General features: G+C 71.0%; 14 protein-coding genes. 1 reads left to right on the forward strand and 13 read right to left on the reverse strand.

The features are described 5' to 3' along the window. Position 1 precedes the first annotated feature (1 nt). The 8 genes from O7616_RS22160 to mptB all read right to left on the reverse strand — a co-directional run bounded on the left by O7616_RS22160 (position 2) and on the right by mptB (position 10,353). Positions 2-1,480 (reverse strand): hypothetical protein, encoded by a 1,479-nt coding sequence (locus tag O7616_RS22160; protein ID WP_282303737.1) that lies wholly within the window; start codon positions 1,478-1,480, stop codon positions 2-4. Then, on the reverse strand, positions 1,477-4,698 hold the full coding sequence (locus O7616_RS22165) for a hypothetical protein (protein WP_282303738.1): 3,222 nt from the start codon (positions 4,696-4,698) through the stop codon (positions 1,477-1,479). The genes O7616_RS22160 and O7616_RS22165 overlap by 4 nt, the downstream gene beginning before the upstream one ends. A 2-nt stretch (positions 4,699-4,700) precedes the next feature. Then, positions 4,701-4,955: a hypothetical protein gene (locus O7616_RS22170; protein ID WP_282303739.1), complete on the reverse strand. Its 255-nt coding sequence runs from the start codon at positions 4,953-4,955 to the stop codon at positions 4,701-4,703. 28 nt (positions 4,956-4,983) lie between these two features. Beyond that, positions 4,984-5,412 (reverse strand): hypothetical protein, encoded by a 429-nt coding sequence (locus O7616_RS22175; RefSeq protein ID WP_282303740.1) that lies wholly within the window; start codon positions 5,410-5,412, stop codon positions 4,984-4,986. A 17-nt stretch (positions 5,413-5,429) separates the two neighbouring features. Then, positions 5,430-6,599: a hypothetical protein gene (locus O7616_RS22180; RefSeq protein ID WP_282303741.1), complete on the reverse strand. Its 1,170-nt coding sequence runs from the start codon at positions 6,597-6,599 to the stop codon at positions 5,430-5,432. A 37-nt stretch (positions 6,600-6,636) separates the two neighbouring features. Further along, positions 6,637-7,578 (reverse strand): hypothetical protein, encoded by a 942-nt coding sequence (locus O7616_RS22185; RefSeq protein WP_282303742.1) that lies wholly within the window; start codon positions 7,576-7,578, stop codon positions 6,637-6,639. Positions 7,579-7,717: 139 nt separating this feature from the next. Next, positions 7,718-8,953 carry a glycosyltransferase 87 family protein gene (locus O7616_RS22190; RefSeq protein ID WP_282303743.1) on the reverse strand — a complete coding sequence of 412 codons (1,236 nt, stop codon included), beginning with the start codon at positions 8,951-8,953 and terminating at the stop codon, positions 7,718-7,720. Continuing rightward, positions 8,950-10,353 carry a polyprenol phosphomannose-dependent alpha 1,6 mannosyltransferase MptB gene (gene mptB, locus O7616_RS22195; RefSeq protein ID WP_282303744.1) on the reverse strand — a complete coding sequence of 468 codons (1,404 nt, stop codon included), beginning with the start codon at positions 10,351-10,353 and terminating at the stop codon, positions 8,950-8,952. The genes O7616_RS22190 and mptB overlap by 4 nt, the downstream gene beginning before the upstream one ends. Before the next feature lie 244 nt (positions 10,354-10,597). Between mptB and O7616_RS22200 the strand changes: the two genes are divergently transcribed. After that, the gene (locus O7616_RS22200) at positions 10,598-11,425 is read left to right on the forward strand and encodes a hypothetical protein (protein WP_282303745.1); all 828 of its coding nucleotides are present in this window, start codon (positions 10,598-10,600) and stop codon (positions 11,423-11,425) included. Positions 11,426-11,549: 124 nt separating this feature from the next. On the opposite strand, the gene O7616_RS22205 is transcribed toward O7616_RS22200, so the two are convergent. From O7616_RS22205 to O7616_RS22225, 5 genes are all read right to left on the reverse strand, one after another. After that, on the reverse strand, positions 11,550-12,449 hold the full coding sequence (locus O7616_RS22205) for a DUF559 domain-containing protein (protein ID WP_282303746.1): 900 nt from the start codon (positions 12,447-12,449) through the stop codon (positions 11,550-11,552). A 198-nt stretch (positions 12,450-12,647) separates the two neighbouring features. Then, positions 12,648-14,771 (reverse strand): DEAD/DEAH box helicase, encoded by a 2,124-nt coding sequence (locus tag O7616_RS22210; RefSeq protein ID WP_282303747.1) that lies wholly within the window; start codon positions 14,769-14,771, stop codon positions 12,648-12,650. A 14-nt stretch (positions 14,772-14,785) separates the two neighbouring features. Further along, positions 14,786-16,099 (reverse strand): BREX system ATP-binding protein BrxD, encoded by a 1,314-nt coding sequence (brxD, locus tag O7616_RS22215; protein ID WP_282303748.1) that lies wholly within the window; start codon positions 16,097-16,099, stop codon positions 14,786-14,788. Next, a complete protein-coding gene (gene pglZ, locus O7616_RS22220) occupies positions 16,096-18,843 on the reverse strand; it encodes a BREX-2 system phosphatase PglZ (RefSeq protein ID WP_282303749.1) in 2,748 nt (915 codons plus the stop codon). The genes brxD and pglZ overlap by 4 nt, the downstream gene beginning before the upstream one ends. After that, on the reverse strand, positions 18,840-22,595 hold the full coding sequence (locus O7616_RS22225) for a hypothetical protein (protein WP_282303750.1): 3,756 nt from the start codon (positions 22,593-22,595) through the stop codon (positions 18,840-18,842). The genes pglZ and O7616_RS22225 overlap by 4 nt, the downstream gene beginning before the upstream one ends.

The raw sequence follows: 22,595 nt of genomic DNA on the forward strand, positions 1-22,595 counted from the left end.
CTCAGCGCCCTCCGACGGGTGGCAGTGGCACCGGTGCACCGGTGGGTTCGACGGCCAGGCCGAGGTCGCGCAGGGCCTGGGTGATCTCGCGTACCTCACCGGCGGCGCTGGTGACGCGAAGCCGCAGCCGACGCTCGGCCAGCGCGGCGCTGATCCGCGCGGGTCGGGTGGACGCGGAGCCGCGCCGGTTGATCCGGTCGATCTCGGCGGCGGCGTCCTCCATCCGGGAGATCGCGTCGAGGATCCGCGGGTCGGGGGTGAACCCGGGGTCGTCGCGGTGCAGCCGGGTGATGGCGTCGCGGAAGTCGGCGGCGTCTCGGCGCAGGTTGGCGACGAGGTTGTCGGTGAGCGCGCTGACCCCGGTGACGCTGGTGGCCCGGTGCGACTTGTCGTCGATCAGCCACACCCACCCGTCGTGCCCGATGCCGACCAGGTCGGTGCCGGCGACCTTGACGTTGGCGTCCGGGCCCTTGAGGAACAGCTCGACGCTGCTCAGTGAGAACGCGGCGCTGTACTCGCCGAGGACACCCCGGCCGTAGGTGACCATGTCGTGGCGCAGGTAGGCGCGGAAGCCGGGGCCGTCGTCGGCGCGGCCACCCCGGTCGCGGAAACGCCGCCACAGGGTGGTCAGGGCCTCCGGGTTGTGCAGGGCGAGTTGCTGGGTGAGCCAGACGTCGCCGCCGGCCACCACCGCCCGCAGGTCCGCGTCCCCGATCCGGGCGAGGGCCTCGGCGAGCCGGGCGTCGCTCACCTGCAGGGCGCGGGAGCGGGCCCGACCGAGGTCGTCGACGGCGGTTCGCAGCCGCGCCAGCTCGTCGGGGGTCAACCGTCCGCCGAGGCGGGTCTCCAGGTCCGCGACGGCGGCCCGCTTGGCGCTCTCGCTCTCGGCGGCCACCGTGCGCCACAGCGCGGCCGGTTCCAGCTCGGCGGCGCGGCGCAGCGCGGCCTGCCGGTCCGCCGGCATGGCCCGGAACGCGTCGCCGACCATCGCGGCGGGCTCGACGTGCCGGCCGGCCGCGCCGCTGCCGGCGTCGAACTCGCGCAGCAGCGAGTCGGCGTACGCGCCCGCGTCGTCGGCCAACCGCAGCGGTGCGTCGCCGACGATGCCGTCGCGGGGTCGGCTCAGCTCGCGCATCTCGGTGCTGAGCTGGTCGAAGTACTCGCCGAGGGTGGCCACCCGCACTCCCTCGGGCAGGGTGCCGCCCTCCAGCACGTGGTCGAGGATCGCGGCGATGTTGTCGCGCAGCACGGCGATGCGTTCCAACCGGTTGAGCGCGTTGCCCAGGTGCAGGTCACCGACGTCGTCCACGATGCGGCGGATGAGGTGCTCCAGCAGCCGCCGCGAGCGCACCTCACCGGCCTCGCTGTGCTCCGCGACGGTGCGCATGAAGCGGCGCAGCCGGGGGTTCGCGTCGGCGGCGGCGTGCACGGCGGCGGCGTCGAGGAACCGGCCGGCGCGGAACCGGCGCGGCCCGGTCACGGCCGCACCACCGGTACGCGCGGCCCGGCGGCGGCGCCACCGGGCGGGGAGTCGAGCACCATGAGGATGAACCGGGCGCCCTCCGGGCCGCCGACCGCGCCGCTGAGCATCGCCTCGCGTTCCACGTACGTGAGGATCGGCTCCATCAGCTTCTGCACGACCCGTTCCAGCACCTCGTTGAGCAGGATCTCGCTGAGGAAGCTCTGGAGCAGGTCGCGGGACGCGGCCTCGACGATCTGCCGGGTGACGCGGCGTACCACGTACCCCCGGGCGGCGCGCAGCCCGGCGCGGACGCCGAAGCGCAGGGCGACCCGGCCGCCGCGCACGGCCGCGCCGCCGATGGTGCCGGCCTCCGGGATCAACGACATCGCCAGCCCGAGGTACGCGGCGAACAGCTCGACCTCGACCTCGGTGCGGGTGAGCACCAGCTCCGGGTCGAGCATGGAGCCGTACAGGCGCTCGCGCTGGTGGGCGTGCGCCACGTCGACGGCGGCGACGGCCACCCCGACGACGAAGCCCAGCGGTGGGCAGAGGACGGACAGCGCGATGATCCCCACCATGGTGGCGAAGGCGCTCAGCGCCTCCCGGCCCAGTTCCGTGCTGAACAGGTCGTCGACGCCTGTCGCGTAGTAGAGGTTGCCGCCGAAGAACTCGCCGATCTGCTGGTGGGTCACCAGGTGGATGCCCTGCAGCGCGAACCGGCCGCCGGGGATCGTCGCCGACGGGATGTGTTCGCTGATCCGGCTGGACCGGAACGCGAACCGGGCGTCGGTGCGAGCACGGCCGAGCATCTCGGTGTTGTTGCGCCGCATGTCCTGCAGCACCCGCCACAGCTCGTCGCGGATCGCTGCGCGGTTACCGGCGAAGCGGGCCAGCACGTCGGGCAGGTCGGTGATCTGCTTGACCAGCGGGTCGATGCCCTCGGCCTCGCCGCGCTGGATGACCAGCGCCTGTTCGATCTCCGCGAGGGTCCAGAGCACCGCGTGCGAGTCGCGGATCCGGGTGGTGCCGTCACGTTCGACGATCTCGCTGGCCGCGCCGGGGCTGCTCAGGGCGGCCTCGGTGGCGAGGAACGCGCTGGAGATGGCGCGGGCGGCCCCGTACCAGGCGGTGGACGGGTTGGCCATGCTCAGCGTGGCGACGGCGCCGCCGCCGAGGTCGGTGTGCGCAGACACCCACCGGGCGGCCTCGTGGCGGCGCAGCCGCTCCCGCAACCCCTGCAACTCGGCGTAGTCGGTGAGCTGGGAGACGATCAACCGCTCGAAGATCGGGGCGTACCTGTCGAAGTTGGTGATCCGCGCGTCGATGCCGGTCCGCGAGCTGAGCAGCAGTTGCACGAGCATCGCCTGGCTTCCGACGACGAAGAGCTGCCCGACGGCGCCCTTCACGGCCGCGCTGAACGGCTGGACGAAGTGCAGGTTCCAGGACGCGGACGTGTCGATCCAGCCGCCCTGGATCCGGGCGAAGTGCTCGGGCCGGCTGTAGCGGCCCATCACGAGTTGGGCGAGGCGGTCCAGGCGGGGCACCACCCCGGCCAGGTGGCGCAGGAACTGCACGGCGGGCGAGGCGACCGGCCGGAAGTCCAGCGGGCCGAGCCGTCCGGTGCCCTCCGGCACGGGTCGGGCGAACGCCTCCCGCTCGGCCGAGCCGACCAGCAGGCTGATCGCCGCGGCCCGACCGCGCAGCATGGCGGCGGCCTGGAGGCAGAAGTTCGCCGGATACCGGCAGGGCTCGCCCATCTGGAGCCGGAACGCGATGTCGTCCATCAGTCGGCGCAGCTCGTCGCCGTCCGGGCCGAGCGCGGCCAGTTCCGGTTCGCCGTTGAAGGGGGCGCAGGCCGGCATCTCGGAGTGTGCGCCGGTGACGGCGGGGAACCGTCGACCGTCGGTGCCGGGTGGGGCGCTGGGGGTGCTCGGGTCGAAGACGAACCCGCCCCGACGTGCCCCGCCGGTGCCGTCCCCGCTGCCACCGGCACCCCCGCCGGGTCCGGTGCCGGTGCCCAGGCCACCCGGCCCGCTGCCACCTGGCCCGCTGCTCGTACCACCGGGTCCGCTGCCGGGGCCGGATCCACTGCCCGCGCCCGCGCCGCTGCCGTCGCCGATGCTTCCCCCGAACGGCGCGTTCGGATCGGGTGGGGTGGCCGGTCGGTGCTCGACGCTGATCGGCAACAGGTTCGCCGTACCGGTCCAGTGCAGCGTGCTGTCGGTCTCCTCGGTGCCCACCAGCAGCAGCGACATCCCGCCGACGCGAACCACCACCAGGCTTGTCGGCAGCGCCCCACCCACCGAGGCGAGGATCGCGTCGACCCGCCTGGCCACCTCCACGTCGACGGCCCGCTCGACCTGCGCCCGGTACTCCTCGACGCTTGTCGTCTCGCCGCGTGGTTGGGCGATCCGCAGCCGCCGCCGGATGTCGTCGCCGATCTCGTCGTCCACCATGGCCACCAGCCCGGCCCGGTCGGTGACCGGCCGACGTTCCACCGTCCCGGGCTGCGGGCTGGGCACCCGCGCCTCCACCTCGAAGTGCGGCTGCGGGGTGGCCCGGAACACCGTCTCACCGAACGAGTCGAAGGTCAGGTACGACAACGGCGTGGTGGTCACCAGGACCAGCCACACCTGCCGGCCGCCGGGGTCGATCACCCGGGCGATGACGCCCTGCGGGGTGCCCGACGGCAGGCCACCGTGCTGGCGTACCGCCTCCCGGGCCAGCTCGGCGAAGTGACCCACGAGGTGGGTGACCGGCCGCAACAGCCACTGGTGGGTGACCGCAGGCGGTTCGTCGCCGTCCACCGGCACCTCGGCGGCGTCCCCACCGTCGTCGTAGGACGGCACCCGGTAGACCGCGAGGAGGTGACGCATCCGCTGCGGGTCGAACAGCTCCTCCGCCGGCTCACTCAACGGCACGGCCACCCCGGGCGGCAGGCCCGGGTCCAGTCGCGCCGCGGTGACCACCTCGTCGATGCGCCGGCGCAGCCGGGCCTCGAACGCCCGCCGGTCGTCCGGGGACACCCCCTGCACGCCCGCGCCGGTCCAACCGAACTCCGGCGCTTCGGCGCGTACCTCCAGGTAGCCGCCGCGGGGCGCGACCACCTCGCGGCGGGAGCGTTCCAACGCGCGGGCCATGGCCGCGTCGAGCGCCTCGGTCACAGCCTCCGGCCGCTCGGTCACCGACCGGGCGTCCAGCCGGATCCGCACCGGCACGTGCACCGAGATGGCCACCGTCAGGACCGCCCGTCCAGGTGCTCGGCGAGGCGGGCCAGCGCGAGGTCGGCGAGCGCGTCGGCGTCGAGGGCGCCGCCGGCCGCGACCACCTCGATCTCCACCGGGAAGTGGTACGCGATGACCGCGCGGTCGTCCTCGGCGACCTGCTCGGCCTCGGCCTCGCTACCGGCCGCCGGCAGCACCACCTCGCCCGCGTGCACCAGGGCCAGCCCGGTACGGGTGACCCGGGCGGCACGGCCAGCACCGGTCGCCATTCGCTACCTCCGGTTGATCGTGGTGGGGTTACGGCAGGACGGACGGGTCGCCGGTCTTCGGGTCGACCGAGGCGGCCAGGCTGAAGCCGCTGAAGGTCGCCGCCGGAGCGCCGGAGATGGTGGCGGTGGTCGGGGTGGCGCTGGTGATCAGGCAGTCCCGTAGGACGAAGGACGAGAACGCCCAGTCGTCGCCGGTGTGCTCCAGCAGCGCGATGTCGAACAACTCCCCGTCGAGGGCCAGCTTGGTGAGCCGGCCGGCGACGTCCCCGATCGCCTTGACGGTCATGGTGAAGTTCATCGACACCGGCGCGTGGATGACACCCAGGTGCGTCACCTCGCACGAGTGCAACGCCTCGACGTTGAGCGAGAAGGACGGGCTGAACGAGTCGATGGGGCTGATCAGCACCGTCTCGGTGCCCTTGGTGTACTGCACCGCGAGGCGGGTCTTCCACTCCATGGTCTGGTTCCTCCGGGTCAGAACTTGGCCACGAGCGTGACCAGCAGGCGGCTCACGGCCGGGCCGTACGTGACGGTGACGACCAGGTCGACGGTGCGGTCGGCCCGGGCGGCGGTGACGATCGAGGTGTCGGTGGCGGTACGCGCGACCTCGGGGATGGTGAGGATGTCCAGCACCGGGATCTCGATGGTGTAGTCGTCGATCACCGCCTGCCGCTTGAGGGGGCCGAGGATGCCGTCGACCTGGGTCTTCAGCAGCGTCATGCCGGGCTTGGTGATCCGCGCGTCGCCGACCAGGCCGATCAGGCCGGCGCGCAGCATGAACTCGATCTGGTCGAGGGTGCGCACCAGGTCGACGTGCAGCAGGCTGGCGTCGGAGGTGAACAGTCGCCCGTCGGCGAAGTGCAGGCTCTCCCCGGTGATCAGGGTCGGATCGATGATCGGCGTGAGGTTGGCCTCGGAGAGGCCCTTGATCTCGGCCGGGCTGTACTGCTCGGCGACCGGCATGGCGACCCCGCGGATCTTCTTGAGCACGATGCTGTGGTGCACCGGCAGGCCGGCCACGGCGGCCATCGCGGCGGTGGCCGCGTCGCCGTCCGCGCCCCGGGCGGCGATCATCACCATCCGGCTGGTGCTGCTCTTGAGCGGGTTCGCGGTGGCCGTGACGTCCGTGACGTAGGTGGGGCTCTTGTCGGTGGCCGGGTTGACCATGGCGAAGCCGATCCGCCGTTGGCCGGCCGCGGACATCGTCTCCACGTGCGCCTTCAGGGCGTGCAGTCCGGTGGGTGCGCCCGCGCCGGCGGGGTTGCCGACGCTCGACTCGTTGGCCAGCGACACCATCGTCACGTCGTCGGCGGCCTCCAGACCGCCGAGCGCGGCGGCGTAGTCGTCACCGGCGACCTTGACCCCGTACACCTTGGCCGGGCGCGGATCCTGCAGGAACGCCAACTCCAGCGAGTTGTAGAGGGCGTTGCGGACCACGTTGCCGGCCTGCCGGCGGGCGAAGTTGGTGACCGCGTCGTCGAGGGTCTCGATCCGCACCGGCGTGTTCGTCGGCGCCGAGCCGCCGTCGGCAGTGGACGGCGCCTTGCCCACCACGGCGATGACGCCCGGGGAGCGCTGCGCCAGCGGGGCCGGTGGTGGCACGATCCGGACCTCGATGAACGGGAATGCTGCTGTCGGTGCCACGGGTCCTCCCGGACGATGTCGCTACTGGTCTGAGTTCTCAGGTCGAGACGGCGGCGAGCCCGATGCCGCTGCGGGCGAGCCACTGGCCGGCCCTCGCGAACCGGGCGGCCCGCTTCTGTGCGTCGGTGCCGGTGTCGCCGCCGGGCCACCCGTCGTCGTCGAACGTCTCGACCGGGACCACCCAGACGGCGACCACCCGGTGTCGTCGCCGGACGTCGTCCGGCGCGGGCACGTCCAGCCCCGACTCCTCGGCGCGGGCCCGCACCAGGCGGGTCTCGACGAGCAGGTCGGCCAGGGAGAAACCCTTGTCGCGGACCAGCACGGCGGCGGCGAACGGCAGTGGGCGCGGGGTGGGTGGAGCGGCCGACGGCGCGGCGTAGCGAAGCTTCACGGTGGCACCGGCGGCCTGCCCGCGCATCCGTGTCACCAGGTCACCGGCGTTCGTGGCGCCGATCCCCGCGAGCAGCCGGTCCAGGTGCGCGTCGGTGAACGCGGCCGGTTGGTGCAGCCGGGCCCGTAGCCGGGTCACCAGCCGCGTGCGGCGCTCGGCCTCCAACTGCGCCGGATCGGTCGGCAACGCGCCCAGGTCGGCGATGATCTGCGGGTCCACGTCGAACGCGGGCACCGCCACGTCGAGGTCCTCGACCCGGTCCCGGGCGGCGCTGGACCGCACCACCAGACTGCCCCGCCACAACGCGTCGATGCGCAGCGCCGAGCCGCCCAGGCCGTGCAGGCGTACGCGCAGTTCGGTGCGGGTGGTGCCGCCGGAGCCCAGCCACTCCCCCTCGGCCACGGTGACGGGGGCGGCGGCGAAGCCGAGGGTCAGCTCGTCGAAGACCGCCGCGTACGGCGGCGCGACGGGCATCGCCTCGGTGTCGTACGCGGCCTCGACCAGGTGCGCCAGCGACGCGTCGTCGAAGAGCGACGCGCGGGTGCCCGGGTCGGCCAACCGCACCAGCACCCCGTCGACGAAGTCCACCGCACGGCCTCCCCGTTGCCCGCGCCGACGCACAGTGCCCGGCTCGGCACGAGGATCGCGAAGAGCCCGTCACCCGACCGTCACCACCACCGTCACCGGCCCCGCGTACCGCCCCGACTGTCGGGAACTGAGCACGCGGTCAACGGAGCAGGGGCGGCATGTCCTCGGACGAGCCTGATGCCACTCCGGCATCAAGATGCCTCTGTGGCATCAGGCTGTCGGCGGTGACCGGGCTCGCGTGCCCGACCGGAAGCAGCACGAGCATCCCGATGCCGACCCAGACGTACGCGTTGGCGCCGAGGAACCCCAGCGGCCCGGCCGACCCGTTGGCGAAGACCCAGACCAGCCCGCTGCAGAGCACGACGTACCCGGCGACGCCCGCACGTGCCCGACGACGGGCGCTCGGCTCGACCGGCGGCCACGGCAGCGTGGACGCCGCGAGCACCACCAACCCCGGCACCAACCACACCAGGTGGTGCACCCAGGTGACCGGGCTGACCAGGCACGCGACCACACCGGTCAAGGCGAATCCGGCCCGTTCCTCGCCGAGGCGCACCGCCCGGCGTACCCGCGTCGCCCACACCACCAGCACGACGGCGACCAGCGCCACCCACAGCCGCCGGTCCGGGTGCGTCGGGTCGAGCCGGGCGACCACGCCCAGCAGGGACTGGTTCGACACGTACGCCAACCGGCCCACCCGGTCGGTGTCCCACAGCGCCTCGGTGAAGAACGTGCGGGTGGCGTCGGGCGCGAGCGCGGCCGTGACGGCGGTCGCGGTGACGGCGGTGCCGATGGCCGTGGCGGCGGCCCGCCAGCGCCCGGTGACCAGCAGATAGCCGATGTAGACCGCCGGGGTGAGCTTGACCGCGGCGGCCAGCCCGGTCCCGACGCCGGCGAGCCGACTGCCCCGCTCCACCAACCACAGGTCGAGGTAGACCAGCGCCACCAGCACCAGGTTGACCTGCCCGAAGCTGACCGTGTCCCGCACCGGGTTCAGACCGGCCAGCAGACAGCACGACAGCGCGAGCGCGTACCAGCGACTCCACCCGTGGCGTCGGGCCACCGGGTCCACGAGCAGGTGCAGCAGGAACGCGACGGCCAGGGCGGTGAGCAGCAGGTTCGCCACGATCGTCGGGTACCAGGCCAGCGCCGCCATCGGCAGCATGCTCGCGGCGGCGAACGGCGGGTAGGTGAAGCCGTAACCGTTGCCGGTGGTCCACTCGTACAGGTCACCGCCGCGCGCCCAGTGCCCGACCGCGCCGTGGTAGACGCCGACGTCGAACCACCCCCGGTGACCGGGGAGCACCGCGATGGCCACCGTGAGGACGGCGGCCAGCACCGCCACCGTGGCCGCCCGACGCCGGTCGGCGCTCATCGCACCACCCGCACGGCGGCCGGTGGCACCAGCAGGCGCAGTGAACCGACCGCGAGCAGCCCCACCAGCACCCCGGCGGCGGCCAGCATCGCCTGCCCCGCGTCCGGTCCGAACCCACTGGGCAGCGCCACGAACGCGAGCACCACCGCCCCCGACGCCGCCACCGGTCGGGCCCGCCCGTGGGCCGCCGCCGCGACCAGGACCAGACCCCAGAGCGCGTACCAGGGCCGGGTAGCCGGGCCGAGCAGCGCCGCCGCCAGCAGCACCAACCCCAGCGCGTACGCCGGGCCGAGTCGCCGCCGATGGCACCACGCGGCGACCGCCACCGCCAGTACGGCGGCCACCCCCAACGCCAGGCAGAACCGCATCGGGGCGTCGCCCAGGTGCAGACCGGACCGCCCGGCCGCCCGCACCGCCACCCGACCGAGCGCGCTGGACACCGACCAGCTGTGCCGGTACATCGGAGTGCCGAGCGCGCCGACCCACCCGTACCCGATGCCGGTGGCCCAGGTGACCGCGGCGGCGGTGCCCACCGCGACCCCGGCCGTGCGCGCCACCGAGGTCGACAGTCCACGGTGCCGCGCGGCGAGCGACACGACCACCAGCAGCGCGACCACCGCCGGCACCTTGACCAGCGCGGCGAGGGTGACCAGCACGGTCGCCGCGCCGTAGCGGTGCTCGAAGGCGAGGCTGAGCCCGGCCACCAGGAACCCCAGCATCACCGCCTCGTTGTGCGCCCCGGCGATGAGATGCAACGGTACGAGAGGGTTGAGCACGCCCAGCCAGAGCGCCGCCGACGGGTCGACACCGCAGTGCCGGGCCAGCCGGGGCAGGTACGCCACCAGCAGCGCCACCCCGGCCACCGCCACCAACCGGAGGCCGAGCACGCCCAGCACCAGCTCACCGCCGGTCGCCCCGCTGACCGCGGCCGCCACCGCGAGGAACACCGGCCCGTACGGCGCGGGGGTCTGCTGCCACATCTGCGGCACCTCCACCGCCAACGCGCCGCCCAACTGGGCCACCCCGTGCCGGTACACGTCGATGTCGGCGAGGACCATGGCGCCCTGCGCCAGATAGCTGTACGCGTCCCGACTGAACAACGGCGGCGCCACCAGCAGCGGCCCCGCCCAGCAGGCCAGGGTGAGCGCGGCCGACCGCCGGTCCACGACCTCGTCGGGTGCGTGCCGGTGCCGCCCCGCCCACCACCAGGCGGCGACGAGGAGGGTCAGGCCGGCGTACCCGCAGAGCAGCCCCGGCCCGGCGAGCTGCCGCAGCGCGCTCCACCAGGCCCAGTGCGCGCCGACGGGCAGCGCCCCGGCGGCCAGGCCGGCGCCGGACAGCAGCGTGGCACCGACGCCCCCGAGCAGCCGGTACGCGAAGACGGTCGGCAGTGTGCGCACCCGGGCAGGATGTCGTCCCGGGCTGACCGGCACGCGACGCCCCGACGATCACCAGACGACGGCGTGGTGTCGTACCGGCTTCGTCGTCGACGGCGCTCCCGGCCCGGCCCGCCGACGGCGTGGTCGTCGTAGCGGCTTCGTCGTCGACGGCGCTCCCGGCCCGGCCCGCCGACGGCGTGGCTACGGGCATATCGGGCATTGGTTGTTAGCGTGGGACGCGGATCCGAGGCCGTGGAGGGGTGCCATGACGGACGCCCCCGACGGCAGGCCGAGGCCCCCTGTGCAGTGGCGGCGCCGAGGCACCCGCGCGCTGGTCGCCGCCCGCGACGGCAGTGTCCGCGGTTGGCGGTGGTGGGCGCGGAGCTGGGATCGACTTGTCGCCGCGCTCCAGGACGAGGCACCCGTCGGACCCGCTGCCGCACCGGCACCGTCCGGCCCCCTCATCGAGCAGCGCGACGCGCCCCGACTGATCGCCGTGCCCGCCAAGGGCTACGTGTACTCGTTCTACGTCCGCGCCACCTTCGCCTGGTCGTCACCGGCGACCATGCGGGCGGAGGTGCTGAGCTGGTACGTGCAGTACTTCCAACCCAACGCGATCCAGCGGCTGACCCGCCTCGCCGCCGACGCCGCCCGGGACCTGCCCCCACACCGGGCCGCTGACCTGGAGGTGGCGTTGCAGCAGGCGCTGGCCGAAGACCCCCGGTGGCACTACCAGCGGGGCGACATCGTCATCACCTGCCGCCCCGACGCCGCCGTCCGCCTCGACGAGCGGATCATGCCGGCGCTCCAGCCGCACGTCGACCGGATGGTGGAACTCGAATACCAGTTCGAGGAGCAACTCCGCAAAGCCCGGTACGCCGAACACCTGAGCCGCCAGTGGGCGACCATCCTCAGCGACGACGCCGACGACCAGGACGTGGCCGACGCCCGCGACCAACTGCTCACGGCGCAACGGGAAGCCGCCCGCTGGATCACCGACCTCCTCCGCCGCCACGGCGACCACCCACCAGACCCGCCGACCACACCCCCGATCCCTGCCCAGCCCGGCCCCGCCCCGCCCACCACCGACTGAGCCGCACCCGTCACCCCTGCCCCGGTCGCTCCTCGCCCCCGCCCTCGCCCTCGCCCCCGCCCTCGCCCCTCCATGATCAAGTGATGAAAAGTAGGTTTCGGGGCGCTCTCAGAGCTCTTTCTCATCACTTGATCATGGGCCAACGGCGTCGGGCCGCGAGGATGTCGAGGGTCTCCTGACGGACCTGGAGCGGATCCGTGACGAGGCGGCGATGCGTGAACCGGACAACGAGGATTCCGATGGTGGCAAGCAGTGCATCTCGACGCAGGTCGATCTCACGTTCAGCCGGATCGCCATGGCTGGTCGCGCCGTCCAGCTCGATGTCGACCCGCTCCGCCTCGGCGAACAGGTCCAGGTAGAAGGTTCGGCCGCCGACCTGCACCCGCACCTGCCGGGCGAACGTCGGCATCCCCGGGCCGGTGAAGACGTGGTCATGGCCCCAGATCTCCAGCGCGCTCCGGCAACCCGCCGCGAGCCGGTCCAGCAGACCACACAGCGCCGCACGGTCGGGAACCCTCGGCACCTCCGCGAGCGCGGTGACCAGGCGCTGCGGGGTGGTGAGCCGGTCGTTGACCGCACGGATGAGCGGCCCCGACCGGTCGACCGACGGCAGCAGCGGCCAACAGTCCACCAGGGTCCGGTCGAGCCGGGTGACCGGCAATCCGTTCCGGGTCACCGCGTACGGTGGTGCCACCGCGAAGTCGGACCGGTGGCGCACCACGAGTTGGGGGCGACCCCGTAGCCCCGCCCCGCTGGGCAGGTCCAGATACACCGGCTCGCCGGTCGCCTGGCAGCGGAGTCCCCACACGTCGAGCGCGGTGAGGCGACTCAACGCCGCCCGCCCTCCGGTGTACGCCAGCGCCGCCCGTCGCGCCATCTCGGGCCCGACCCGGGCCAGCGGCGGCAGGCCGGGGTCCGCCTCACGGACCAACGCGGCGTCAACGTAGATCCCGGGTAGCACCCGTACCAGCCGTCCGGCCCGGCAGGCGCCCTGAAGCACCCAGGGCGGCGCCACGCTGAGCATCTCGCGCCGTATGGCAAGGCCGCCACGTCGATCAAGCAGGGCTTGCAAGCGAACGTCCACGAGCCCACCGTGCCTCTGATCGCCATCAAGGCGAGGGCTGCTGTGGACAGCGAACGCACTTGTGCACGGCAGCCCGATGCCCCTGCGGTTGTGGTATACGGAGGAGGCTGACACAGCCGGGTACGCAGTCAGGACCGATCAGGCTGGGGAGAGATGCGTCATCTGCACAGGTTCGGCGAGAACTGCCTGGGCTGCCGGGATGTCCGCCAGTCGGGAGGCCAGGGTGGCGACGGCGAGTCGCTCCGGCAAGGCGGCACTGAACTTGAGACCGGCAAGCGCCTTACCGGCCACGTCGGGCAGGCAGATCCGATCGGCCGCATCTGCCATGGCCTGATGCACCATTGCGCGGTCCACATCCGGCCGCAGCCGGATGGAGGCGTCGTCGTACCGTTGGCCCGGATCAGCGAGTTCACTCAACGTGGCGATCAAAGTGGCATTGGCGCGAAAGCCTGCCCAGGTCCACCAACGCACCTCACCGTCGCCGTCTCTGACCAGCACCGGGCCAGCGGGATGCACGACAGGGGCAGCCTCGTCCCGTAGAACAGCGAGTCTGCTCTTCGCCCGACCGGTGAGGGCGACCGGCGGGTCGGCACCGAGCAGCACATCCCGCATTGCCCGAACCATCCGGAACGACAGTCCCTGCGGTGATCCGTCGGTCATCCAGAGGGCCCTTCCACCGCCCTCGGCCGGCTCCACGAAGCAGCGTTGACGCCTCCAGTCGACATGGGTGACGCGCCAGCTTCGGCCAGCGAGTAGCAGTAGCCGGGGACCGAGCACCTTGGCCGTCAACAGTGCGGGATCGGTCCGGCCGATCTCGCTACGACCAGCCAGCACGGTGAACTGCGGTGGTGCGGTGAACACCGCCAACATGTCCATGAAGTGCCGATGCCCGAAGCGCGATTCAGCTTCTGGCCCGATGAAGAGCATCCCGGAGTCGATATCGAGAAAACCACACTTGACGAGGTGACGAACGATCACATCCGCGCTGTTGTCGAACGGCATCAGGCCGTTCCACTCCTGCGACCAGAGGTTGTCACCGATTCGGTGCTTCTGGAGCGCGAGCGCCAGCATCTGCTGGGCCACTATGTGCCGCGGCTCAGGCGGAGGTACGACCGCCTCGACCCAACCCTGTGCCCATAGATTCAGCAAGCCAGCGGCATGCAGCAGGCCTTCCCCGTCCAAGGCGAGGAAGAGGCAGTTGCGACTGCTGCCGGGGCGCCGGCCCGTCCGGCCGATCCTCTGCAGGAATGCCGCGACGCTCCGTGGGGCGTTGATCTGGATGACACGGTCGAGGTCACCCACGTCGATGCCGAGCTCCAGTGTGCTGGTGGCGACGATGACGCAGTTCCGCTCCTGCGCGAAGGCCTCCTCGGCCCGACGCCGCTCATCGACCGAGAGCGACGCGTGGGAGAGGAACGTCGTCACATTGAGGGCGCGCAACCGCTGGCCGAGATCCTCCACCAGGGCCCGAGAATCGCAGAAGACCAAACGCTTCTGCCCGTGATGCAGTGCCGCGATGACCTTCGCCGCGTTGTGCACGGACCCGACATAGTCCAGCTCAACCTCACCCGATGGGCGCGACACCGGCGTCACCGGATGACGATCGGGTGCCACCACGGACGCGGACCGCCGGCCGTGACCCGAGCCCTGCAACCAGGCCAACAACTCGTCCGGGTTGCCCACAGTCGCCGAGAGTCCGATCCGCTGTAGCGGTCGTCCCGCCACCCGGCCGAGGCGTTCCAACACAGCCAGCAGGTGCCAACCTCGGTCATCTCCCGCGAAGGCGTGAACTTCGTCGACCACGATCACCTGAAGTCGGCTGAAGAACACGTCGTGGTCGACAACGCTGCTGACCAACATCGACTCCAGCGACTCTGGAGTGGTCAGCAGGATGTCGGGCCTCTCGCGGAGGATCGCGCGTCGCCGACCTATCGTCACATCGCCGTGCCAGAGCGCCGCGCGGCGCCCGAGCCATGCCGCGTAGCTCTCCAGCCGCGGCAGGAGATTGTTGAGCAGCGCCTTCAGTGGGCAGATGTAGAGGACGGAAGTGTCCGACCAATTCTCCTGCGCCATCCGCGAGAGCAGCGGGAACACCGCCGCCTCGGTCTTACCGCCGGCGGTGGGGGCCAGCAGAAGTGCGTCCTCGCCGGCCAGCAGTGGTTGCACGGCGGCTTGTTGCAACGGTCGTAGTGCCGGCCACTGCAGCGAGTTGACGATGTGATGCAGTACGACTGGATGCAGCAGTTCGGCACCGCTCGCCATGACGTCGACGCCCTTCAGATCTCGATCGAGATCTCGTCGGCGCTCGTGGCGTTTCGCTCCACCGCTGTCATCTCGGCCGCGGACAGGGTGAGCGCATAGTGCTGCCGAGGGTCGAACTCAGCAAACTGATCCACCCGGTCGAGCACTTCACCCACAAGTTTCTTGAGAAATAACCGCGGCGCCACTCCAACCTTGCCACCGAGACCACCGGCGACTGCTCGTGCCAGCTCACCGAGATACCGATCGTCGACCAGTGTGGACAACCGCTGCGGCGAGGCAGATCCGTCGGCGTAGAGGTCACGCACCCGACCGCCGAGTTCCACGAGGGAATCGACGGTGAAGCCCGGCAGTCGGATCTGAACGGCACGGGGATTGTCGAAACGTGGATCAGTGTTGAAATCCACGGCGAGGCGCTGTGCCAGTGGCGCGAGCCGTTGGACACCCTGCGGACCGTCGTAGAATGCCGGAGTGCCAGTAATGACCAGATAAAGACCCGGAAACCGCCCAGAATGCACCTCGTCGATGAGTTGCCGGAGGGCGTTGAGCGCCTTGTCCCGGGCGTCCGACCTGACCCGTTGCAGCGTCTCCACCTCGTCGAGCACCAGCAACAGACCCGGATGCCCACTGTCGCGGAGCACAGCCAGCAGCCCTTGCAGGAAGCTGAGTGCCGCGAAGTGGTCGAGATCGCCCCGTACACCGGCTACCCGACGGGCAGCGGCCGCGACGTGCGGCTGCCCGCCGAGCCAGGCGAGCACGGCGTCTGCGGTCGCCGCATCTCCCTCAGCGGCAGCAGCCCGGTAGCCGCGCAACGCGGCAGCGAAAGCGGGAGCGCTCCGACTCACCAGGGCCAGCCGTTGGTCGAGCAGAGCTGCAACAGCGCCGTCGAGAGCATCAACGTCATCCGCAGCGACCTGCCCTACCGCCAGGACATCCTCTTCAAGCGCATAGAACCAACCGTCCACGATCGGACGGAGTGCGCTGGGCGGGAACGTCGAAGTGGTGAGTCGCTCGCTGAGCCGACGATAGACGGTCTCCAACTTGTGTAAGGGCGTCTCGTTCTCGGAGATCTGCACCTCCGCGACGGCGAGGTTCGCCTGCTTGGCTCGCTCGCCGATCCACCGGGCGAAGAACGTCTTACCGGAGCCGTATTCACCACGAACTGCCTTGAAGACGGAGCTGCCAGCGGCGACGCTGTCCAGGTCATCACCGATGGCCCCGGCGAAGCGGTCCAACCCCACCGCGAAAAGGTCCAGCCCGGCCGATGGCACGGCACCGCGCCGCAGCGCGTCGATCACCTCGCGGCGTCGCGCCGGGCTGACCGTCGTCACGCTTCCCCTCCTCGGAGGCGGAACTGCTCCGTAAGTAGTTGGAGGTCCAGCCGGACGGTCCGACCGTTGTCGGTGAGCGACAACACCGGATAGTTGTCCACGTTGAAGATCCGTTGCAATGTGGTGGCGAAGCCGACTGCCCGCACCGGTGCCTCACCGGCCCGCTGCGCCAAAACCGCAACGGGCAGCACGCCCTTGGCGTCGACAAGTGCGCGCAGCGCCGCCTGGATCTTCTTCAGCTCCACCCGGCGCGGCGTCAGACCGTGCTGCGCCTCGAACAGTTCGGTGGTCAGGAGCGCCGCAACGAGATCACCGTCACTGGCCGGCGATGCCACCCGCGGCTCGACCGCCACTTCCGGTACCTCGAAGAGCGCGTCCCCGGCCACGGCAGGTGCCTTCCGGCGCGGCTTCGGCGCAGTGGTTGGTCGTGCCGGAGGGCTCGACTCCGACGCGGCAACGTCCGCTTGCCACCACTCCGGTGTGCGCTCCTCGACGGGCGTCCAGCCCGCTGGCGGATCGGTCACATTGGGCAATAGGTAGGCCAACAACGGGATGGTCACCTCGGCCAACGATGCACCGCCGTGGTAACCCGCCCGGCTCGGACGGTGACGCAGCAGCGGGTCCCAGAGCGCGACGATGCGATTGTCATCCGAAATGACCCTCGGACCGGTCAGTTCCACCTCACCCGGGCCTGCCGGACCAGCCCCGACGCGGTGTCGCGCGGATGCCGCGTCCGGTGTCCTGAGGTGCTGACCGCCACGCTCGAGTATGTGTCCGTGGTCGCTGGTGATGATGACGGCTCGGCCAGTGCGACGGGCCTGGTCGAGCAGGCTGCGCAGGAAGCCGAGATCGTTGAGTTGCCACCCGGCTTCGTCGCCCTCCCGGCCGTGGGTCAACGAGTCGTCAACCGTGTTGATCACGACGGCCACCACGGGAGCGGGGCTCGCCACGGCATCGGTCAACTCGGCGGCGATGACCTCGCCCGCACCGCCACGCGCCGGGCCCTTGTGAAAGATTCGAGAGTCCCGGCCCCATCGCCCCTCGGCGAAGAGCCTCCGCTCAAGGTCCTGATTTCCGGCGCGCAATGCTCCGGCGAAGAGCGACGTCCGGGAAACTGCCGTGAGGGTGGGCAACGCGGCAACGATCCCTCGGCGCCGGGCCGATCCCGACCCTGCCAGCGGGTCGTACTCCACCCAGTGCGGGGCCAACTCGTTCGCAAGCTGCACCGCGACTGCGGCGCTCATTCCGTCGAGCACGACGAGTAACACGGGGCGGCCGGCACGGATCAGTGGTTCGACCACGCGCGGCAGAAGATTCTCGACGGTGAGCAGGTCGCCGTCGCCTGCCGGCCCAGCGGTGGCCCACGCCGCGAGCCGGCCGGCGAACGCGCCGTCGAGTTCACGCCGCCGCTGCTGCGCCAGCTCATGAATCTCCCGGTACGCCCGCTGCATCTGCGGATGCGCCTCGTCGCCAGCCCAGACGTGGTTGAGCGCCTGATCCACCCACCCCCACTCGGCGATGTGCCGGTCCACGCCGTCCGCGACGCTCTGCGGGGGCATCACCGTCGTACCGAGCCACCGCACCAGCCGCTGTGCCATCCGGACCCGGCGCACCCGTTCGGCCTCGGCCTCGGTCTCGGCGAGTCGATGACCGCCGAGATGTTCGACCGCCAGGTCTAGTTCCGGGCTCGCGGGGTCTTGCAGGCCGGCGAGCAGGGCTTCCGCCGCGGCACCGAGGCGGTTGTCGAAGCCGGTCCGTAGGATCAGACTGTGGCCCGCGCTGCTGGCCGCGGAGAACTGGATGAGTAGCTGCTCCGCTCGGTCGAGGATGGCGTGTCCGTCCCGGCGAACCGCGGCGCTCGGTGCGTTCAACAGCGCGGTGACCACTTGCACGGCCGCTGCTGCGAAGCTACGCACGGTGTCGTCGTCGTTAAGGTTGCCGAAGTATTGGTCGATGCGCCCCTGAGCACGTACGGAATCGGCGCTCTCGGTGCTCCACAGCGCATCGCAAACCAGGCCCAGCGGCAACGCGTCGGTGCCGTGCCCAGCATCGACCAGCGCGAAGAGTGCCTTTGCCGGCCGGCCGAACGGTTCCAGTAGCCAGCGTGCGAGTCCGTTCCGCTCGGCCTCCCGTAGCAGCCCAAACGCCTCGACGGCGCCTGGCTCGGCACTCCACCGCAGTAGCGCCGTCACGTCCAGGTCGTCCGGGCCGATGCCCTGCCGGTCGACACCGAGCCGCACCGCCGCGAGGTGCCGCAGCGCCATGTCGCGGGTCAGCACCGACGTGGCGAGCCCGGGCCAGCCGCCCGATGGCATGGCGTCGAGCAACGCCTCGCCAGCCCATGCCTCGCGTTCCAGCGCGGTGTCCGGCAGTTGCGCGCCGAATGCGTCGACGACCAGGTCCCACGGCTCCACGCTGATGACGCGCTGGCGGAACACCCGGCTACGCACGCCGTGGTGCAGCACCGACTCTGGAACGTCGGTCAAAAGGACGAGAATCTCCTCGTCACGGTCAGCGACAAGATGCTCCCACACGGCCAGCGGCGAGACGCACGGCACTACTCGAACCGGGCGTCCGTCCAGTAACAGCACCGTGGGGTCGTGCGGCCACGTCGGCTCAGCCCGCATCACCAGCACCGGGTACGCGTCGCCGTTACGGTGCCGTTCGAGCTGCTGCGCCACCTTCTGTCGCAGCGCCACGGGGCTGATCCGCAGCGCCTGAGCCGGGGCGGGTGCCTGAGTCACGAAACGATTCTCCAGGTCACCTCGATGGTGGCTTCCGGGTGGGCGTCGGCGAACGCCCGAAGCTTCTCCATCGCCCGGCCGAGTTCGACGGCGGGCACAGCGACCAGGTCCTGCGGGTGCGCCTTCGCCCGCTCTCCGCTGCCCGGCTCGACCTTGTCAACGGGTGGGTCGACGTCCTTGTCGTCCGGTCGACGACGATCGGGGTCGTCGCGTCGGCGGGTCGCCCGGCGGATGAGCGCCACCGCGTCAGCTTGTGCGCGCCGCAGAGCCGGGCTCAACGGCGCGGTCAACTCGTCGGCCTGCCCGACGCGGCGCAGCTCGGCGAGGATCGCCGTCGCCTCCCCGGCGTACGGCTCACCGAGGCCGGCGATGATCTCGAAATTCTCCCATGCCGCGTGGGCCAGCTCGGCGGACACCTGGGCCGCGCTCTTGATGCTCTTTCCGACCCGGTCGGCCGGTCCGGAGAGGTCCGCCCGAGCCAACCGCTCGATGGTCTCCACGGCCGTACGCCCGGTCGCCAGCCGTTCCAGCAGGTCGGCGGCCGCGCGAGCGGTGGCGAGCCGGCCTGATGGCGATGCCTGGTCGATACCCAGCCATTTGTGGTGCTGCTCGAGCCGGGCGGTCAGGCCGTGCGCCGCTTCTCGATATCGCGCGCCTTCGTTGCTGAGGTCGCGACCGAACATCGCCACCAGCCGACCCCGCCGCAAGTTCAGGTTGTGCACACCGAAGATCGCCCCTGCTCGGGCCCGAGCCTCCGCCCAATCTTCCTCGCTGGGCAGCCGCTCCTCGCGCAGGGCGTGGTCGGTCGTGATCTTGCCAGGCTCAGGCGAGGGCGTGACCGCGCTTCCGTGCAGGTGGAATGCGCGGTCGGTCTGTTCGGCGAAGGTGGCCACCACAAGCTGCGCGACGATCGGGTCGAGACCACGCGCGCTGGGTTCGTCGATCCAGCGCAGGATGTCGGCGACGCGTAGCTCACCGCTGACGCCCTCGGCGGCCGCCCGGTGGTGGAAGTGCTGTGCCCACTGACCCTCGACGACGAAAGCCGCCTCGTGCATCGTGCCGAGCCCGAGCGGATTGGCGATCCGGCGCATGGTCTGGCGGTGTGCTCGCTCGACCTCGACGCGTCCCTCAGGCGACTCGACCGCTCGCCGGACGTGGTCGAGCACGACCTTCACGTCAGGCAGACGCAGAGGCTCGCCCTTGCGGTCGGGGTCGAAGTCAGGATGGGCAGGGAACTGCTGGCCGAGCATCTGGTCGCCGAGACTGCGCAGTGCGTCAGCGAACGTCGCGCCCATGGGCAGTTTCGGCTCCAAGGCACGGGTGAGCGACTGCAGGTGGTCATCGAAGCCGAGCTGCACGTCCGAGGGCTGCTTGCCCGCCAGCCCGTACGCCTGCCGCAGCACGGCCTGCAGCTTGTTCAGCAGTGCGCTGCGCTGGTTGGTCAGCGCCGCGTGTGCCCGCCGGCGGTCGTCGGGGTTGAGGTGCTCGGCGTGACTGTCGAAACGCTGGCCCTCCAGCAACTTGTCGATGATGGCGAGCTTGCCCAGCTCGGTGCGGCGCTCAATGGTCAACGCCGCCGGAATCCAGCAGACCGTGCGAGGGCTCATCCGACCGCTGAGTTCCTGGACCCGCTGCCGGTCATCGGCCGGACCGTGACTGCCGTCGTCGAACGGATAATCGACGATCAAACGCCAGCCGGTCGGGTCGTTCGGGGGGAATGCCTCGTCCCTGATGTCGTGCGGGTCGCGGACGTTGCCGTACACCAGCTCGATCGTGCGACGACTCCCCCGCCAGGTCAGCCCGGCCTCGGCGAAGAATGAGTCACTCCAGGGCACGCCGAGCTGTTTCCAGAGCAGTCGCTGCACGAGGTGCTTGCGGGCACCCTCGTTGTCGTAGTGTTTGGCGGTGGCGAGCACGCTGTCGACGTCGACGCCGACCAACTCCAGCGACACGATCGGGTCGTCGCCCTCGCCGATGCGGATCTCGGCGAACCGGCCGGCCCAGTCGGTCAGCTTCCGGTTGACCTGGGCGACCTCACCTCCCGGGATCGGGCTGGTGATGCTGCCGTGGTTGAGCGCCGACAGCCGTCGGGCGGTGAGATTGCGCAGCGCCGGGACGCTGGGTGCCAGGGCGGCCAGCAGCAGCGTCTTGATAAGCCGGTCGTCGCCGGTGAAGGCGCGAACACGTCCGGCCGTCTCGGTCGGCTGGGTGTCACCCCGGCGCGCCGCGTCCAGGTCGTCGTCCGTCAGGTCGTACTGACTGAGCAGGTAAGGGCGCAGTTTCAGGTCGTAGAGCTTCTGGGCCATCTCGAACTCAGCCTTGAGCTTCTCGGTGAAGGGCTGATCGCCACCTGTGCTGATGACGTCGTAGAGGTCGCCGAGGGGCACCAGTTGGCCGAGGCGCAAGGTGTCGCGGCGATCGACCAGCAGCTGGCGCATCAGCTTAAGCGCCGTCCGGGAGCGCTGCAACGCGCTGGAGACGTGCACCAGCGTGGAGAGGAACGCCGGGCTGAACGGGTACGTCGACCGGAAGGCGTCGATGTCGGCGCCGCTGCCCGAGTCGGTGCCGAGCAGGGTGTCGAACACCTCTCGCCGTACCTTGGTGGTGGCCTCGAAGGCCCGGTTGATGGCGGCGCCGGCCTCGACGGTCTGGGGTTTGAGCAGTCGGCGGCGAGCGATCTCGGGAAGGTTGCGGTCCTCCAGCTTGATCACGTCGAACCGCCCGCTGGCCAGGTTGAGGGTGTCCTGGTAGCTCAGCTCGTTGGCACCGGTGACCTCTTCGCCGACCAGCTCGCGCAGGTCGCGCTGCCGGGCGATGAAGCTGACCACCGGGATCGGCCGGCGGGTGTCGCCGCCCTCGACGAAGTTGGTGATCTTCTGGATTTCGCGGGAGACGAACTGCTGGTCGCCGATCGAGTTGGCCAACCAGAGGATCAGCTCGTCGAGGAAGAGGATCAACCCGTGGTAGCCGAGCTCCTTTGCGTGCCGGCTGATTTCGGTCAGGCCCCGGTCGAGCGAGACGAACGCTTCCGCATCTTCCCGGGCGTTGCTGAAGAATCCGACGTTCCAGCTGGTCAGCAGGTCGTTGACCAGCTTGCGGCGCAGCTCGTCGGAGTACGCGCCGCCGAACGCCTCATCCAGGCGCTCCGTCGTCCAGAACGTCTCACTGTCGCCCCACTCGTCTTCGGCGTCCCCGCCGGGCAGGCCGTCGACGAACTGCTTGTCGCCAATTTTTTCCCGCAGCGAAGCGGCCTGCTCCAGCAACGCGTCGGTACGGTGCACGGCCGGGATGGGTGCGTCGGGGTGCAGCGCCCGGACCCGGTCGACGTAGCCGCCAAGCACCCGCTGCTCCAACGAACGCGCGTCGAGCAGGTGGTACGGAATCAGCAGGAACTTGCGCCCGTCCAGCCAGACGCTGTGCTTCGCCACCAGCGGGGCCAGTTCGTCGCGGCCGCGGGCGGCGGATTCGCCCCGCAGCAGTGCGTGCAGCACCGCCATGAAGTGCGACTTACCGGAACCGAAGGAGCCGTGCAGGTAGGCGGCCTTGGACGCGTGCCCCTCGACAGCGGAGCGAATGAGCCCGAGCGCCTCATCGAAGTTGGCGAGCAGCCGCTCCGTGACGACATAGTCGCTTAGGGTGGCATCGGCGTCGGCAACACTGTCGGCGAGTTTGAGCACGAAGTCGCTCTGGCTCGTGCGCTCCGGGATGTGGATGAACTCCCGAAGCAGCGGCGCGGGGCTGGGCGAAGACAT

The organism is Micromonospora sp. WMMD964, from assembly GCF_029581455.1.
Lineage (GTDB): Bacteria > Actinomycetota > Actinomycetes > Mycobacteriales > Micromonosporaceae > Micromonospora.